The 14,653-nt window shown below is 64.0% G+C and carries 11 protein-coding genes; 7 read left to right on the top strand and 4 right to left on the bottom strand.

The window, feature by feature from the left end; translation table 11 throughout:
• Nucleotides 1-24: 24 nt before the first annotated feature.
• Genes QZ613_RS04035 through QZ613_RS04020 form a run of 4 tightly spaced genes read left to right on the top strand, consistent with a single transcriptional unit; the run spans nucleotide 25 to nucleotide 5,969 of the window.
• Nucleotides 25-1,725 carry an NADH-ubiquinone oxidoreductase-F iron-sulfur binding region domain-containing protein gene (locus QZ613_RS04035; RefSeq protein WP_043563431.1) on the top strand — a complete coding sequence of 567 codons (1,701 nt, stop codon included), beginning with the start codon at nucleotides 25-27 and terminating at the stop codon, nucleotides 1,723-1,725.
• Nucleotides 1,718-4,507, top strand: a complete 2,790-nt coding sequence (gene fdhF / locus QZ613_RS04030) for a formate dehydrogenase subunit alpha (protein WP_291901637.1) — start codon at nucleotides 1,718-1,720, stop codon at nucleotides 4,505-4,507. The genes QZ613_RS04035 and fdhF overlap by 8 nt, the downstream gene beginning before the upstream one ends.
• Nucleotides 4,508-5,443, top strand: coding sequence for a formate dehydrogenase accessory sulfurtransferase FdhD (gene fdhD, locus QZ613_RS04025; protein ID WP_043563435.1), 936 nt, complete (start codon nucleotides 4,508-4,510; stop codon nucleotides 5,441-5,443).
• 1 nt (nucleotide 5,444) lies between these two features.
• Nucleotides 5,445-5,969, top strand: coding sequence for a DUF1499 domain-containing protein (locus tag QZ613_RS04020; protein WP_291981587.1), 525 nt, complete (start codon nucleotides 5,445-5,447; stop codon nucleotides 5,967-5,969).
• 48 nt (nucleotides 5,970-6,017) lie between these two features.
• Here the strand turns inward: QZ613_RS04020 and QZ613_RS04015 are convergent, their stop codons facing one another.
• The 4 genes from QZ613_RS04015 to QZ613_RS04000 all read right to left on the bottom strand — a co-directional run bounded on the left by QZ613_RS04015 (nucleotide 6,018) and on the right by QZ613_RS04000 (nucleotide 11,524).
• The gene (locus tag QZ613_RS04015) at nucleotides 6,018-7,160 is read right to left on the bottom strand and encodes a GGDEF domain-containing protein (RefSeq protein ID WP_291981585.1); all 1,143 of its coding nucleotides are present in this window, start codon (nucleotides 7,158-7,160) and stop codon (nucleotides 6,018-6,020) included.
• Nucleotides 7,161-7,302: 142 nt separating this feature from the next.
• Entirely contained in the window at nucleotides 7,303-8,070 is a 768-nt protein-coding gene (tpiA, locus tag QZ613_RS04010; protein WP_043563441.1) for a triose-phosphate isomerase, read from the bottom strand.
• Between the two features lie 72 nt (nucleotides 8,071-8,142).
• Complete coding sequence (gene pgk, locus QZ613_RS04005) at nucleotides 8,143-9,399, bottom strand: phosphoglycerate kinase (protein ID WP_043563443.1); 1,257 nt, start codon at nucleotides 9,397-9,399, stop codon at nucleotides 8,143-8,145.
• A gap of 358 nt (nucleotides 9,400-9,757) precedes the next feature.
• Nucleotides 9,758-11,524, bottom strand: a complete 1,767-nt coding sequence (locus tag QZ613_RS04000) for a carbamoyltransferase (protein WP_043563834.1) — start codon at nucleotides 11,522-11,524, stop codon at nucleotides 9,758-9,760.
• 326 nt (nucleotides 11,525-11,850) lie between these two features.
• On the opposite strand from QZ613_RS04000, the gene QZ613_RS03995 reads away from it, so the two are divergent.
• The 3 genes from QZ613_RS03995 (at nucleotide 11,851) to QZ613_RS03985 (ending at nucleotide 14,622) form a co-directional block, all read left to right on the top strand.
• Nucleotides 11,851-12,624 (top strand): ABC transporter ATP-binding protein, encoded by a 774-nt coding sequence (locus QZ613_RS03995; protein ID WP_043563445.1) that lies wholly within the window; start codon nucleotides 11,851-11,853, stop codon nucleotides 12,622-12,624.
• Nucleotides 12,621-13,331, top strand: a complete 711-nt coding sequence (locus QZ613_RS03990) for an ABC transporter ATP-binding protein (RefSeq protein WP_043563447.1) — start codon at nucleotides 12,621-12,623, stop codon at nucleotides 13,329-13,331. Before QZ613_RS03995 ends, QZ613_RS03990 begins: the two co-directional genes overlap by 4 nt.
• A gap of 94 nt (nucleotides 13,332-13,425) precedes the next feature.
• Nucleotides 13,426-14,622: an ABC transporter substrate-binding protein gene (locus QZ613_RS03985; protein ID WP_291981706.1), complete on the top strand. Its 1,197-nt coding sequence runs from the start codon at nucleotides 13,426-13,428 to the stop codon at nucleotides 14,620-14,622.
• The last annotated feature ends 31 nt before the right edge of the window (nucleotides 14,623-14,653 follow it).

Below are 14,653 nucleotides of genomic sequence, written 5' to 3'. Positions count from 1 at the left end.
CACTTCGAATCGGGAAAGCCGCGCATGCACAGCAGCGAGCAGCCTGCAACAGGACGACGCAAGGGACGCGGGCAGCGCCGCGGACGGCGCGTCGACGCCGCCACGCGGGACGCCGTCGCCGGACTTCTCGCCGACTTGCCGCTGCGCCGCGACCTCTTGATTGAACACCTGCACCGACTTCAGGATACGCGCGGCTGTCTGCGTGCCGGTGACCTGTTGGCGCTGGCTGATCTGCTGCGCATCGGTGTCGCCGAGGTCTACGAGACGGCGACGTTCTACGCCCACTTCGACATCCGCGAGGACGAGGAGCCGGCGCCGGCGCTCGCCGTCCGGGTCTGCGACGGCCTCAGCTGCCGACTACAGGGAGCGCTGCAACTCGATTCGGCCTTGCGTGCGCGTCTGCCGCCGGCCGACGCCAGAGTCTTGCGCGCACCGTGCATGGGCCGTTGCGACCTGGCGCCGGTGGTGCAGGTCGGCAAGCGCCACGCCGACCGTGCCAGCGCCGCCGACGTGCTGGCGCTGATCGATGAGGGTGCATTCACGCCCCTGCCGCTCGTCGGCGAGAGCCTGGATGCCTACCGCGCACGCGGCGGCTACCGGCAACTGCAGGCGCTGCGCGACGGTGCCTTGCCGGTCGAAACGGTATTCGCCGAACTCGAGGCGGCCGGGCTGCGCGGCATGGGCGGCGCCGGTTTCCCGACGGCGCGCAAGTGGCGACTGGTGCGCGCCGCGCCGGCGCCGCGCTACCTGGTCTGCAACGCCGACGAGGGCGAGCCGGGCACCTTCAAGGATCGCGTGATTCTCGAGGAGCAAACGCACCCGTTCCTTGACGGCCTGCTGCTGGCGGCGGCCTGCATCGACGCCGACCGCTGCTGGATCTACCTGCGCGACGAGTACCCTGCTGCGCACGCGCTGCTGCGCCGCGAGATCGCCGCGCTCGAAGCGGCGCAGCTCGTCGAGCCGGGCTTCATCGACTTGCGGCGCGGTGCCGGCGCCTACATCTGCGGCGAGGAATCGGCGCTGATCGAGTCGATCGAGGGCAAGCGCGGCTACCCGCGACAACGCCCGCCCTACGTCGCCGAAGCGGGGCTGTTCGGACGCCCGACGCTGGTCAACAACGTCGAGACGCTGGCGCTGGTGCCGACCATTCTCGCCGCCGGCGGTGCGCGCTTCGGGGCACTGGGCGGCGAGGGCTTTGCCGGCCTGCGCAGCTACTCGGTCTCCGGTCGGGTGCGCGAACCGGGCGTCAAGCAGGCACCGGCGGGAATCAGCACGCGCCAGCTGATTGACGATTACTGCGGCGGCATGGCCGAGGGGCATCAGCTGCTGGCCTACCTGCCTGGCGGTGCCTCGGGCGGGATTCTGCCGGCGAGCCTGGCCGACCTGCCGCTGCACTTCGGCGAACTTGAGAAACACGGCGCGCTGATAGGATCGGCGGCGCTGATCGTGCTTTCCGACCGCGACGACCTGCGCGCCGCGGTGCAGGCGCTGCTCGAATTCTTCGCCGACGAGAGTTGTGGCCAGTGCACGCCGTGCCGAATCGGCACCGAGAAGATGCTGGCGCTGTTCGAAGCGCCCGAACTCGACGTCAGCCTGCTCAACGAGCTGGCCGCGCTGATGCGCGATGCATCGATCTGCGGGCTCGGCCAGGCGGCGCCCAATCCGCTGACCACGGCGCTGCAGTATTTCCCGCAACACCAGCTGGCAAGGAAGCGCGATGAGTGACGCGACGCAAGTGGCGCAGGTACGCTTCACTTTCGACGGTCGCGAGCTGACGGCGCTGCCGGGCGAAACGATCTGGCAGGCTGCCAGGCGTGCCGGAACGACGATTCCTCATCTGTGCACGCGGGGGGCGCCGGACTATCGGCCGGGCGGCAACTGCCGCGCGTGCATGGTCGAGATCGACGGCGAACGCAACCTGGCGCCGAGTTGCAGCCGCCAGGTCAGCGCAGGAATGGGCGTGCGCAGTGATACTTCCGAGCGCGCGCTGAACAGCCGGCGGCTGGTGATTGAACTGCTGCTTGCCGAGCAGCCAGCGCGCGCGCTGGCACATGATCGCAACGCGTCGTTCTGGCACTGGGCCGAGCAGCTGGGATTGCAGGGAAGCCGCTTCCCGCAACGCGCAAGCAGGGTGCCCCCTCCCCCCGCCGACCGCAGCCACCCGGCGATGACCGTTCAGCTCGACGCCTGTATCCACTGCCAGCTGTGCGTGCAGGCCTGCCGCGACATCCAGGCCAACGACGTCATCGGCATGGCCGGTCGCGGCGCCGCGGCGAAGATCGTCTTCGATGTCGACGACGCCATGGGCGACTCGAGCTGCGTCGGCTGCGGCGAGTGCGTACAGGCCTGCCCGACCGGCGCGCTGATGGCGACGACGATGCTGGCGGCAGACGGCAGCGGCCTGCTCGCCGCCGGAGAGACCGTCGACCGCGTCGTACCCAGCGTCTGCCCCTACTGTGGCGTCGGCTGCCAGATCGACTATCAGGTGCGCAACGAGCAGATCGTCGCCGTGACCGGCCGCAACGGTCCGGCCAACCGCGAGCGCCTGTGCGTCAAGGGACGCTTCGGCTTTGATTACGTGCACTCGCCGCAGCGCCTGTTGAAGCCGCTGATCCGCCGTGACGACGCCCCCAAGATCCCCGACGCAGCCTTCGACCCGGCCAATCCTTCGACGCACTTTCGCGAGGCGAGCTGGGACGAAGCGCTGCAACGCGCCGCCGCAGGGCTGCGCTCGCTACGCGACGGACACGGTGGCAACGCGCTCGCCGGCTTCGGTTCGGCGAAATGCAGCAACGAGGAAGCCTACCTGTTCCAGAAGCTGGTGCGCACCGGCTTCACGACCAACAACGTCGACCATTGCACGCGGCTGTGTCACGCGTCGTCGGTGGCGGCGCTGATCGAAGGCGTCGGTTCGGGCGCCGTGTCGGCGTCGTTCATGCAGATCGACAACGCCGAGCTGGCGATCCTCATCGGCTGCAACCCGGAAGCCAACCACCCGGTCGCCTCGACCTTCTTCAAGCGCGCCGCGCGCAAGGGGACGCGGCTGATCGTCATCGATCCGCGCCGGCACGGCCTGGCGCGCTTTGCCGACGAAACACTGCAGTTTCGCCCGGGCAGCGACGTCGCGCTGCTCAACGCGATGCTGCATACCCTCGTCGACGAGGAACTCTTCGACCCCGCCTACGTCGCCCGCCACACCAGCGGCTTCGAAGCGATGCGCGCACACCTGGCGACCTACAGCCCGGAAGCGATGGCCGAGGTCTGCGGCATCGCCGCCGGCAAGATCCGTGCGGTGGCTCGTCTCTACGCGCGCTCCAAAGCGTCGATGATCTTCTGGGGGATGGGAATTTCCCAACACGCGCACGGTACCGACAACGCGCGCTGCCTGATCGCCCTGGCGCTGATGACCGGGCACATCGGTCGCCCGGGCACCGGCCTGCATCCGCTGCGCGGGCAGAACAACGTCCAGGGCGCATCCGACGCCGGCCTGATCCCGATGGTCCTGCCCGACTACCTGCCGATCTCGCTGGCCGCCAACCGCGCGCGCTTCGAAAAGCTGTGGGGTGTCACCCTCGACCCGCAACCGGGGCTGACGGTCGTCGAGATCATGAACGCCGCGGCGGTCGGCGACATCCGCGGCATGTACATCGTTGGCGAAAACCCGGCGATGTCCGACCCCGACCTCAAGCACGCGCGGCAGGCGCTGGCGTCGCTCGAACATCTGGTGGTGCAGGACCTGTTTCTCACCGAAACGGCGATCTACGCGGACGTCATTCTGCCGGCATCGGCCTGGCCGGAGAAGGAAGGCACGGTGACGAACACCAATCGCCAGGTTCAGCTCGGCCGCCAGGCCCTGCCCCTGCCGGGCGATACGCGCCCGGACTGGTGGATCATGCAGGAGCTGGCGCGCCGCCTCGATCTCGACTGGCAATACGACGGGCCGGCGGCGGTCTACGCCGAAATGCGCCAGGCCATGCCGTCGCTGGCCAACATCAGCCGTGATCGGCTCGAACGGGAAGGCTCGGTCAGCTACCCCTGCGCCGGCGACGACCAGCCGGGTGCAGACGTCGTCTTCGCGGACGGCTTCCCGACGCCAAGTGGCCGTGCCGGCTTTGTCGCCGCGGCGCTGCTGCCGCCCGACGAGCAGCCCAGCACGGACTACCCGCTGGTCCTGTCCACCGGGCGACTGCTCGAACACTGGCATACCGGCGCGATGACCCGCCGCAGCGCCGCACTCGACGCCCTCGAGCCGGCAGCAGTGGTGACCGCCAGCGACGAAGACCTGCGCCGGCTCGGCATCGCCGACGGCGAGCGCGTGCGGCTGATCACCCGGCGCGGCGAGATCGAGGCCACGGCGCACGCCGACCCGGCGGTCGCGGCGGGGTCCTTGTGGCTGCCCTTCTGCTTCCACGAAGCCGCCGCCAACCGCCTGACCAACCCGGTGCTCGACCCCTTCGGCAAGATCCCCGAGTTCAAGTACTGCGCCGTTCGCATGGAGCGTGCCTGAATGAGCGATCGCCAGGAATCTGCAGGTCGCGAAGGCGGCACAGGCTTCGTCCTCGCGCCCGACCCCGACGATCCAGGGCTCACGCGCCGGGTCGAAGGCTGCGACCAGCACGGCCAGCCGCTCAGCCTGAACGTGGTCGTCGAACGGCCGCTGACCCTGTACCTGAACGGTACCGAAGTGGTCACCCTGATGACCATCGGCGACCACCCCGAGCTGCTCGCGCTGGGCTTCCTGCTCAACCAGAACATGCTCGCTGCCGACGATGCCGTCACCGCCATCGAACACGACGCCGAGCTTGACGTCGTCGTCGTCCGTACGCGCAGCGAATCGACCTACGAACAGAAGCTGAAGCGCAGGATTCGCACCTCGGGCTGCGCGCAGGGAACGATCTTCGCTGACCTCATGGAGCGTTTCGACGACATCCGCCTCGACGCTGCCGCCGAGCTGCGCAGTTCATGGCTGCACAGCCTCTTGCAGCAAATCAGCCGGCAACCGAGCCTGTACCAGAAGGCCGGCGCGATCCATGGCTGCGTCCTCTGCCAGCGTGACCGGCCGCTGGTCTACATGGAGGACGTCGGCCGGCACAACGCCGTCGACAAGATCGCCGGCTACATGCAGCAGCAGGGCCTTGGCGGGCGCGACAAGATCTTCTACACCACCGGACGCCTGACCAGCGAAATGGTGATCAAGACGGTACACATGGAAATTCCGATTCTCGTCTCGCGCTCCGGTTTCACGGCATGGGGCGTGGAGCTGGCAAGGCGCGCCGGACTGACGCTGATCGGACGCGCCAAGGGGCAGCGCTTCGTCGTTCTGGCGGGGGGAGAAAGGCTGCGCTACGATCTCGATCTCGACAGTACGGCGAGCGGCGAGCACGACGAACCGGCCGACGGGCAAGGAAGCCGGCGAAACCGCGGCATTGCGCGCAAGCGTTGACATGAAACTCTTGCAACGGATCGCCATCACCCTGCTGCTGCTCGCTGCGCTGCTGTTGTCCGCCGGCCGGATCGGCCTGCTCGCCGGAGTGCCACCGCGCGACCTCGGCGTGCACGACGGCAGGCTCAAGCCGCCGTCGCCAACCGCCAACAGCGTCAGCAGCCAGGCCAGGCTGTGGCCCGATCACCCGCAGCGTGACTATGCCGATATCGCGCCGCTTGCGCTGCACGAGGACGGGCCAGCGACCATTGCCGCCCTGAAGGCACTCCTGGCCAGTGAGGCGAGCGCCACCATCGTCGACAGTCGCACCGACTACCTCTACGTGCAGTACACGACGCCATGGCTGAAATTCGTCGACGACGTCGAATTCTGGTTCGACCCGATCAATAACGTGATCCAGGTACGCTCGGCGTCGCGCATCGGGCGCAGCGACCTTGGCGCCAATCGTCAGCGAATAGACGCACTGCGCGGGCGACTCAAAACGATGCTCGCGACGGGGAAAGCCTCGGCCGAAGCCGGCAGATGAGCCGCTCGGATGGCTTGCCGAACGGACGCTTTCCGCCCTTGCAGTTCCTCACCCGGGGGAGGCGACGGGCACTGATCGGCGGCGCGACCGCCCTGTCCGGACGCAGTTCTTGCCATCCTGCTTGGCCACATAGACGGCCTGGTCGGCCGCCTTGATCAGCTCGTCGAAGCTCTTTATGGCCGGCGTTCTGGCAGCAAGGCCAACGCTGATGCTGCCGTGCCAGGGCTCGCCACCGGTCGGCACGCGCAGTGCGGCGACCGCTTTCCGGGTCAACTCGGCGATGTGCAGTCCACCGGCTTCCTCCGTATCCGGGCAGATCACCAGAAACTCGTCGCCACCGAGACGGCAGACGACGTCGTCACTGCGGAAGGAATGCTGCAAGGTCTTGGCCAGTTCGGTGAGCACGGCATCGCCGGCGTCGTGGCCACAGGAATCATTGACCTGCTTGAAGTGATCCGCGTCGATCATCATGCAAACCAGCGGCGAATCGTTCGCAACCGACTCCTCCCAGAGCGAGGCGAGCGCCCGCAGAGCGTGGCGACGGTTGGGCAGCCCGGTCAGGGCGTCGGTCAGGGAAAGCTCGACGAGTTGCAGATTCGCTTCCGAGAGCTCGCGGGTGCGTTGCCTGACTTTCTCTTCCAGCGACTGATTCAAGGCCAGCAAATCGCGATTCCTCGCCGAGACCTGCTTGAACAAGGCATTCAAGGCGACGAGCAAAGGCTCGGTGGCATTGTCTCTGGATCTCTCCTCTTCCTCATAGGCCCTTGCCGAGTCGATTCCGCTCCTGATCGCGGTAATCTGCCGGGCCATATTCTGATCCGAACCAAGAATGTGATAGGCCAGCCAATGCGTGAGAAAATCCAGGAGACTCCTTGCCGGGTCAACATCATCAGGAGAAACACCGGAATGCATCGCGCGTATCTCATTGAGAAAGCTGCGATGCCCTTCAACGTGCTGACTCAGGTGCCGCCGATCGATACCGACCTCGATCATCAAGGCTTCCTCTTCCTGGAAATGGTATCTTGCGTAATCGGCGAGCTTCCTGAAAACCTCTTCAATATCATTGAATGCGACTTTGTTTTCCGACAGCAGGTAGCCAAACTGATTGATGATCCCGACCAGATGCTGGTGTTGCTGATCGACATCTGAAAGCCCGGTCACAAAGTTCTCGTCCCAATGAAATGATTCCATATGCGCTTTCTTGCCTCGGCGTTGATTTTCGGCCTGTAAAGACGCTGCAGCATGGGCGCCTTCCGCAGCGCGGTGGCGATCGCCCGAAGAAAAAAAACGGGCGCCGCGATGCGGCGCCCGCGCTTCTCAAGCCTGGAAAGACTTACTTGCTGATCGACTCGCCGGGGGTCACGATACCCAGGAAGCTGTCGGCCTTGAGCGCGGCACCGCCGATCAGGCCACCGTCGATGTCTTTCTGCGCGAGCAGGCCGGCGGCGTTCTCCGGCTTCATCGAGCCACCGTACTGGATGCTGATCGACTGCGCGACGTCGTCACCGAAGAGCTTGGCGAGCAGGCCGCGCACCAGCGCGTGCGCCTCCTGCGCTTCGGCATCGCTGGCGGTGACACCGGTACCGATGGCCCACACCGGCTCGTACGCGACAACGGTGCGCAGCGCGTCATCGGCGGAAAGACCCGCGTAGGCGCCATTCACCTGCGTGGTGAGCACGCTCTCGAGCTTGCCGGCCTTGCGCTCTTCGAGCGTCTCGCCGATGCAGACGATCGGTCCCATGTCCAGCGAAAGAACCTTCTTGATCTTCTTGTTGACGGTTTCGTCGGTCTCGCCGAAGTAGGAGCGCTGTTCGGAGTGACCGATGATGACCATGTCGACACCGATGTCCTTGAGCATGTCGGCGCTGACCTTGCCGGTGAAGGCCCCCTGGTTTTCCCAGTGCACGTCCTGCGCAGCGAGCTTGACGTTGCTGCCCTTGACCACGTCGGCGACTTTGGCCAGAGCGAGATAGGTCGGCGCGATGGCGACGACGACGTTCTTGATGCCTTTGGCAGCGGCGACCACGTCGGCGGCAAGCTTGACTGACTCGGCGACGCTCTTGTTCATCTTCCAGTTGCCGGCGATAACGATTTTACGCATGGTGTTCCTTTTGTCTGTTGTCCAGGATTCAGGGAGAGAAACGGCCCCGGCACGCTGCCCGGGCCGCTCGGCTTATTTCTCGGAGAGCGCCGCGACGCCCGGCAGCACCTTGCCTTCGAGGTACTCGAGCGACGCACCGCCACCCGTAGAGGTGTGCGTGACCTTCTTCTCGGCGCCATACTTCTTGGCCGCGGTGGCCGTGTCGCCACCACCGATCACGGTCGTCGCGCCCCTGGCAGTTGCCTCGACGATGGCGTCGGCCATCGCCTTGGTGCCGGCTTCGAACTTGGCGAATTCGAAAACACCGGCCGGGCCGTTCCAGATGACGGTCCTGGCGTTGACGATGGCATCGCTGAACACCTTCGTCGATTCGGGTCCGCAGTCAAGCCCCAGCCAGCCATCTGGAATGCCATCAACATCGTTGGCGACGCCGGTGTTGGCGTCGGCGTCGAATTTGTCGGCGATGACGAAATCGGTCGGCAGCAAAATCTGCTTGCCGTTGGCCTTCGCCTTGGCCATCAGATCGGGGACCAGCTTGGCGCCCTCTTCGTCGAACAGCGAGTTGCCGATCGGCATTCCGGAGATGACCTTCTTGAAGGTGAAGGCCATGCCGCCACCGATGATGATCTGGTCTGCCTTGTCGAGCAGGTTGTTGATCAGCTGGATCTTGTCGGCAACCTTGGCGCCGCCGAGGATCGCCAGCAGCGGCCGTTGCGGCGATTCAAGCACGGCCGAAAAAGCGGCCAGTTCCTTGTTCATCAGGTAACCCGCCGCACGCTGCGGCAGCTGCACGCCGGTCATCGACGAGTGATCGCGGTGGGCAGTCCCGAAGGCGTCGTTGATGTAGACGTCGGCCAGTTTGGTGAGCGATGCGCGGAAGGCCTTGACCTTCTCGGGGTCGGCCTTGATCTTGCTGACACTGCCGTCGGCGCCCTTGACCGTGCCCTTGCCTTCTTCCTCGATATGGAAGCGCAGGTTCTCGAGCAGGATGATTTCGCCGGGTTTGATCTTCGCGCACGCGGCTTCGACTTCAGGGCCGACGCAGTCGGCAAGGAAGCCCACCGGACGCCCGATCAGGCCTTCCAGCGCGGTGGCCACGGGCTGCAGGCTGAATTGCGGCGTGACCTTGCCGTCGGGACGTCCAAGGTGCGACATCAGAATCACCGCGGCGCCCTTGTCGAGCGCGTACTTGATCGTCGGCAAGGCAGCTTCGATACGCTTGGTGTTGGTGATCGCTCCCGTGACCTTGTCCTGAGGGACGTTGAAATCGACGCGGATCAGGACACGCTTGCCGTCGAGAGCGAGATCTTCGATGAACAGTTTGGACATGGTTTCCTCGAGAAAGAATGGTGGTTGATTGAAGGCGGACTAAGAATCGAAAATGGCATGGCGTCTCCGTTTCGGCTACAAAACGACCCCTCAACAGAGCACCTTTCAGCCACTGCGTTGAGAACAGGGAACATCGGGGAAAGCGTTTTAACCACGCAGACGAAGTATCCTTGGCGCCGCTTCCCGAGTCAAATGCCCGTGCCGTGAGCGGTGCAAGCGGCGTCTCGAATACCCTGACAGGGTCTTCCTCTGGTCCGCAGAAACTGCTTTTCGGGCGCACGGGGAAGGTGGCCGCAAAGGCCATTTGTTTGTCGTTACGAAAAATGCGCGGCGAGCCATCTCTGGCGCAAGACAGGCTTCAGGCAGCAGCCGGAGCCAGCGCATCGGCGGCAACATCCGCCTTGACGACCAGCACGTCTTCCATCACCAGATACTCGAGGTCCGAGCCGAAGAACATATTCAGCGCATCGGTCGGCGAACAGATCATGGCTTCGCCGCGACGGTTGAGCGAGGTGTTGAGAACGACGCCATTGCCGGTCAACTTTTCCAATTCGACCATCAGGTCGTAGTAGCGTGGGTTGTATTCGCGCTGCAGCACCTGTGCCCGCGACGTGCCGTCTTCGTGCACCACTTCCGGAACGCGTTCCTGCCAGCCGTCGGCGACCTTGAAGGTGAAGGTCATGAATGGCGCCGGGTGATCGCTGCCGAGCATCTGCGGGCCGACGCTGTCGAGCATGCTCGGACAGAACGGACGCCAGCGCTCGCGGAACTTGATTTGCGCGTTGATCCGGTCGGCGACACCGGCAACGCTCGGGCAGCCGAGGATCGAGCGGCCGCCGAGCGCGCGCGGACCAAACTCCATACGCCCCTGGAACCAGGCCACCGGATTGCCGGCCACCAGCAGCGCGGCAATTTCCTGTGGCACTGCGCGCAGCCGCCGCCATTGCGGTCTTGCCGGATGACGGGCACAGGCAGCGACGACGTCTTCGTTGCTGTACGCCGGACCGAGGAAGACGTGCGCCATCTTTTCGATCGGCACGCCTCTTTGTACCGAGACGTAGCCGGCGGCGCCGACTGCCGTGCCGGCGTCGCCCGACGCCGGCTGCACGAACAGCTCCCTGACGTCCGGACGCGCGATGATCTTCTGATTGAGCTTGACGTTCAGCGCGCCGCCACCCGAAAAAGCAAGCCGCCCGGTTTCGCGCAGGATGTCGCCCAGATAGTGCTCGATCATCTGCAGCGAAAGATCCTCGAACAGCTTCTGCATGCTCGCCGCGTAATGGATGTAGGGGTCGTCGGCACTGTCACCGGCCCGCCTCGGGCCCAGCCACTCGATCAGCTTCGGCGAAAAATAGTAGCCCTTGCCCTGCTCCTTGTAGCGGCGAAAACCGATCACGTTGGCGTAGTCGGTATTGACCGTCAGCTCGCCGTTCTCGAATTTGGCCAGACGCGAGAAATCGTAGCGTTGCGGGTCGCCGTAGGGCGCCATTCCCATCACCTTGTACTCGCCGTCGAGCATCTCGAAACCGAGATACTCGGTCAAGGCGCCATAAAGGCCGCCGAGCGAGTCGGGATCGTAGAACTCCTTGATCTTGTGAATGCGGCCGTTCTCTCCGTAGCCGAAGAAGGTCGTCGCGTACTCGCCCTTGCCGTCGATACCGAGGATTGCCGTCTTCTCGGTGAAACCCGAGCAATGGTAGGCGCTGGAGGCATGCGCCAGATGGTGCTCGACCGGCACGATCTCGGTCTTCTTGAGATCGAAGCCAAGCTGCAGCAGGCACCATTCGATGCGCTTGCGGTAGCGGAAAAAGCGCCGGTTGCCGGTCAGGATCGCGTCAAGCGCGCGCTCCGGCGCGTACCAGTAGCGCCGGGCATAATGCCAGCGGGCACCTTCGGCGAGGCTGATCGGCGCGAAGGGAATGGCCACCGCGTCGACGTCGGCCGGCCTGATGCCGGCAAATTCCAGGCAGAACTTGGCCGCCTCGTAGGGCATGCGGTTCTTGGCGTGCTTGTCGCGAACGAAGCGCTCCTCTTCCGCTGCGGCAACCAGCTTGCCATCGATGTACAGCGCCGCCGAAGGATCGTGGGTCAGCGCGCCGGAAAGTCCGAGAAGGGTCAGGGCCAAGATGGAGATCTCACAGAGTCGCTTTTTCGGCCCGCAAGCCGATGGGCAGCGAACCGACGAAAGCTGCGAGTATACCTGCACCGGCAACGCTTCTGTTCTGTCATCCACCCGCTTCCAGGCGCGCGCAGGAATCCTGGCGAGGAAGCGACGATCGAGCACTGCAAGCGGCGCGCTCGAATCCGGCTCTTGGAGCAGCACTTCTTGCGGCACGCAATTTCTTGCCTAAAGCAATAGCCTGTCCGATAATCACCCGAGAGGCTCAACGCACGATGCGCCCACACCACGGGCATGGAGACGTCGATCGAGAACTTGCGCAATCCAAGATCATGAACGATTACATTCTCCAAACGAATGATCTGGTCAAGGAATTCAAGGGATTTGTCGCTGTCGATGGCGTCAGTCTGAAGATCAGGCGTGGGCACATCCACGCCATGATCGGTCCCAACGGCGCCGGCAAGACCACCTGCTTCAACCTGCTCACCAAGTTTCTTCAACCCACCCGTGGCAGCATCCGTTTCAACGATATCGACATCACCCGCGACGAGCCGGCAAGGATCGCGCGACGCGGCATTGTTCGTTCTTTCCAGATTTCGGCAGTCTTCCCGCATCTGACAGTGCTCGAGAACGTCCGCATCGCCCTGCAGAGAAAGCTCGGATCTTCTTTCCATTTCTGGCGCTCGGACAAGGCCCTGAGCCGGCTCGACGACCGCGCTGTCGAGCTACTTGCCGACGTCGGCCTCGATTCCTACAGCCGGATGCTTGCCGTCGAGTTGCCCTATGGTCACAAACGCGCGCTGGAAATCGCCACGACGCTGGCGCTTGAACCCGAGCTGATTCTGCTCGACGAGCCGACCCAGGGAATGGGGCATGAAGACGTCGACCGCGTGATGCAACTCATCAAGAAGGTGTCGGCCGACCGCACCATCCTGATGGTCGAACACAATATGAAGGTCGTTGCCGGCATCTCGGACACGATCACCGTGCTGGCGCACGGCGCGGTGTTGGCGGAAGGCCCGTACGCCGAGGTGGCCAGCAATCCACAGGTGATCGAGGCCTACATGGGCACGGCCCAACGCGAGCCCGAGGGGATCGGCGCGTGAGTGCGGCCGTCGAATATCTGCGCATTCGCGACTTGCATGCTTTCTACGGCGAATCGCACATCCTGCATGGAATGGATCTGCGGGTGAATCGCGGCGAGTGCGTATCGCTGCTCGGCCGGAACGGCGCCGGCCGTACGAGCACACTGCGCGCCATCCTCGGCCTTACCGGAAAAAGAACGGGATCGATCATGCTCAATGGCCGCGAGACCATAGCCATGACGACGCATCGCATCGCGCAGCTTGGCGTCGGCTATTGCCCGGAAGAGCGCGGCATCTACGCAAGCCTGAGTTGCGAGGAGAACCTGCTTCTTCCACCGCGTATTGGCAACCGGGGAATGAGCCTGGAAGAAATCTACCGAATGTTCCCGAATCTTGCCGAGCGTCGCCACAGTCCGGGGACGCGCCTGTCCGGTGGAGAACAGCAGATGCTGGCCATGGCGCGCATACTCTGGAGCGGTGCACAGTTGTTGCTGCTCGACGAGGTTTCCGAAGGGCTCGCGCCGGTGATCGTGCAGCAGCTCGCTGCAGTGATTGGCGACCTGAAGAGCAAGGGGTTCACGATCATTCTGGTCGAACAGAACTTCCATTTCGCGGCGCCTCTGGCGGATCGCATGTACATCGTCGAACACGGCCAGATTGCTGCCGAAATTGCGCAGGACGAGATCGAGACCAAGCAGGAACTGTTACAGGAGTATCTTGGCGTTTGAAGGGTTCCACCTGTCGGATTCGCCATCCGGCGCAACAATAACCAGAGGAGACAACAATATGAGATACGAACTGCGTAAGCTCGCGCTCGCCCTGATGCTGATCCCGGCCGCCAACATTGCCGCGGCACAAACCAGCCCCGGCACCATGAAGCTCTCGGACAACACGGTCAAGATCGGCGTGCTCACCGACATGTCGGGCGTTTATTCCGATCTCGGCGGACAGGGCGCGGTGACCGCCGTGCAGATGGCAATCGACGACTACAAGGCGCAGTACAAGCCGAAGTTCAAGATCGAGATGGTCTATGCCGACCACCAGAACAAGGCTGACGTCGGGTCCAACAAGGTGCGCGAGTGGTACGACACCGAGGGCGTGGACATGGTCACCGACGTGCTCAACTCGGGGGTCGCCCTGGCCGTCGCCAAGGTCACGCAGGAAAAGAAGCGCATCGTGATGTTCGTCGGCTCGGCTTCGACGCGCCTGACCGACCAGGACTGCACGCCGAACACGGTGCATTACGCCTATGACACCTATTCTCTGGCCAATGTCGCCGGCAAGGCGATCGTCAAGAACGGTGGCGACACCTGGTTCTTCCTCACCGCCGATTATGCCTTCGGTCAATCGCTCGAAAAGGATACGACAGACGTCATCAAGGCCAACGGCGGCAAGGTGCTGGGCTCGGTGCGACATCCGCTCAATGCCTCGGATTTCTCTTCCTACCTGCTGCAGGCTCAGGCCTCGAAAGCCAAGATCATTGGCCTGGCCAACGCCGGCGGCGACACCATCAATGCGATCAAGGCGGCCAGCGAATTCGGCATCACGAAGAATCAGCAGCTTGCCGGCCTCCTGATGTTCATCACCGACATCCACGCCCTCGGCCTGCAAACGACGCAGGGCATGCTGCTGACTGCCGGCTTCTACTGGGACAGGGACGAAGACACGCGCAAGTTCAGCAAGCGCTATTTCGAGAAGACGAAGCGCAACCCGACGATGGTGCAGGCCGGCGACTACTCGGCGGTCACCACCTACCTGAAGGCGGTGCAAGCGGCCGGTACGGACGACGCGGAGGCGGTGATGGCGAAAATGAAAGCCATGCCGATCAACGACTTCTTCGCCAAGAACGGCAAGATCCGCGTCGACGGCCGCATGATCCACGACATGTATCTGATGCAGGTGAAGAAGCCGTCCGAGTCGAAATATCCCTGGGACTATTACGACATCAAGAGCGTCGTCCCGGGCGACGAGGCATTCCAGCCTCTGTCGGTCTCCAAGTGCCCGCTGGTGAAGAAGTAATCGGGATCGTCGGCGCGGAGAATTACTCCGT

This window comes from Candidatus Accumulibacter sp. ACC005 (assembly GCF_907163215.1).
In the GTDB taxonomy this organism is placed as follows: Bacteria; Pseudomonadota; Gammaproteobacteria; order Burkholderiales; family Rhodocyclaceae; genus Accumulibacter; species Accumulibacter regalis.
This window is presented reverse-complemented; position numbering and strand designations above follow the sequence as displayed.

Coding starts and splice junctions, on each gene's coding strand:
- QZ613_RS04035 (WP_043563431.1), top strand. CDS start 25: ATGCACAGCAGCGAGCAGCCTGCAACAGGACGACGCAAGGGACGCGGG.
- fdhF (WP_291901637.1), top strand. CDS start 1,718: ATGAGTGACGCGACGCAAGTGGCGCAGGTACGCTTCACTTTCGACGGT.
- fdhD (WP_043563435.1), top strand. CDS start 4,508: ATGAGCGATCGCCAGGAATCTGCAGGTCGCGAAGGCGGCACAGGCTTC.
- QZ613_RS04020 (WP_291981587.1), top strand. CDS start 5,445: ATGAAACTCTTGCAACGGATCGCCATCACCCTGCTGCTGCTCGCTGCG.
- QZ613_RS04015 (WP_291981585.1), bottom strand. CDS start 7,160: ATGGAATCATTTCATTGGGACGAGAACTTTGTGACCGGGCTTTCAGAT.
- tpiA (WP_043563441.1), bottom strand. CDS start 8,070: ATGCGTAAAATCGTTATCGCCGGCAACTGGAAGATGAACAAGAGCGTC.
- pgk (WP_043563443.1), bottom strand. CDS start 9,399: ATGTCCAAACTGTTCATCGAAGATCTCGCTCTCGACGGCAAGCGTGTC.
- QZ613_RS03995 (WP_043563445.1), top strand. CDS start 11,851: ATGAACGATTACATTCTCCAAACGAATGATCTGGTCAAGGAATTCAAG.
- QZ613_RS03985 (WP_291981706.1), top strand. CDS start 13,426: ATGCTGATCCCGGCCGCCAACATTGCCGCGGCACAAACCAGCCCCGGC.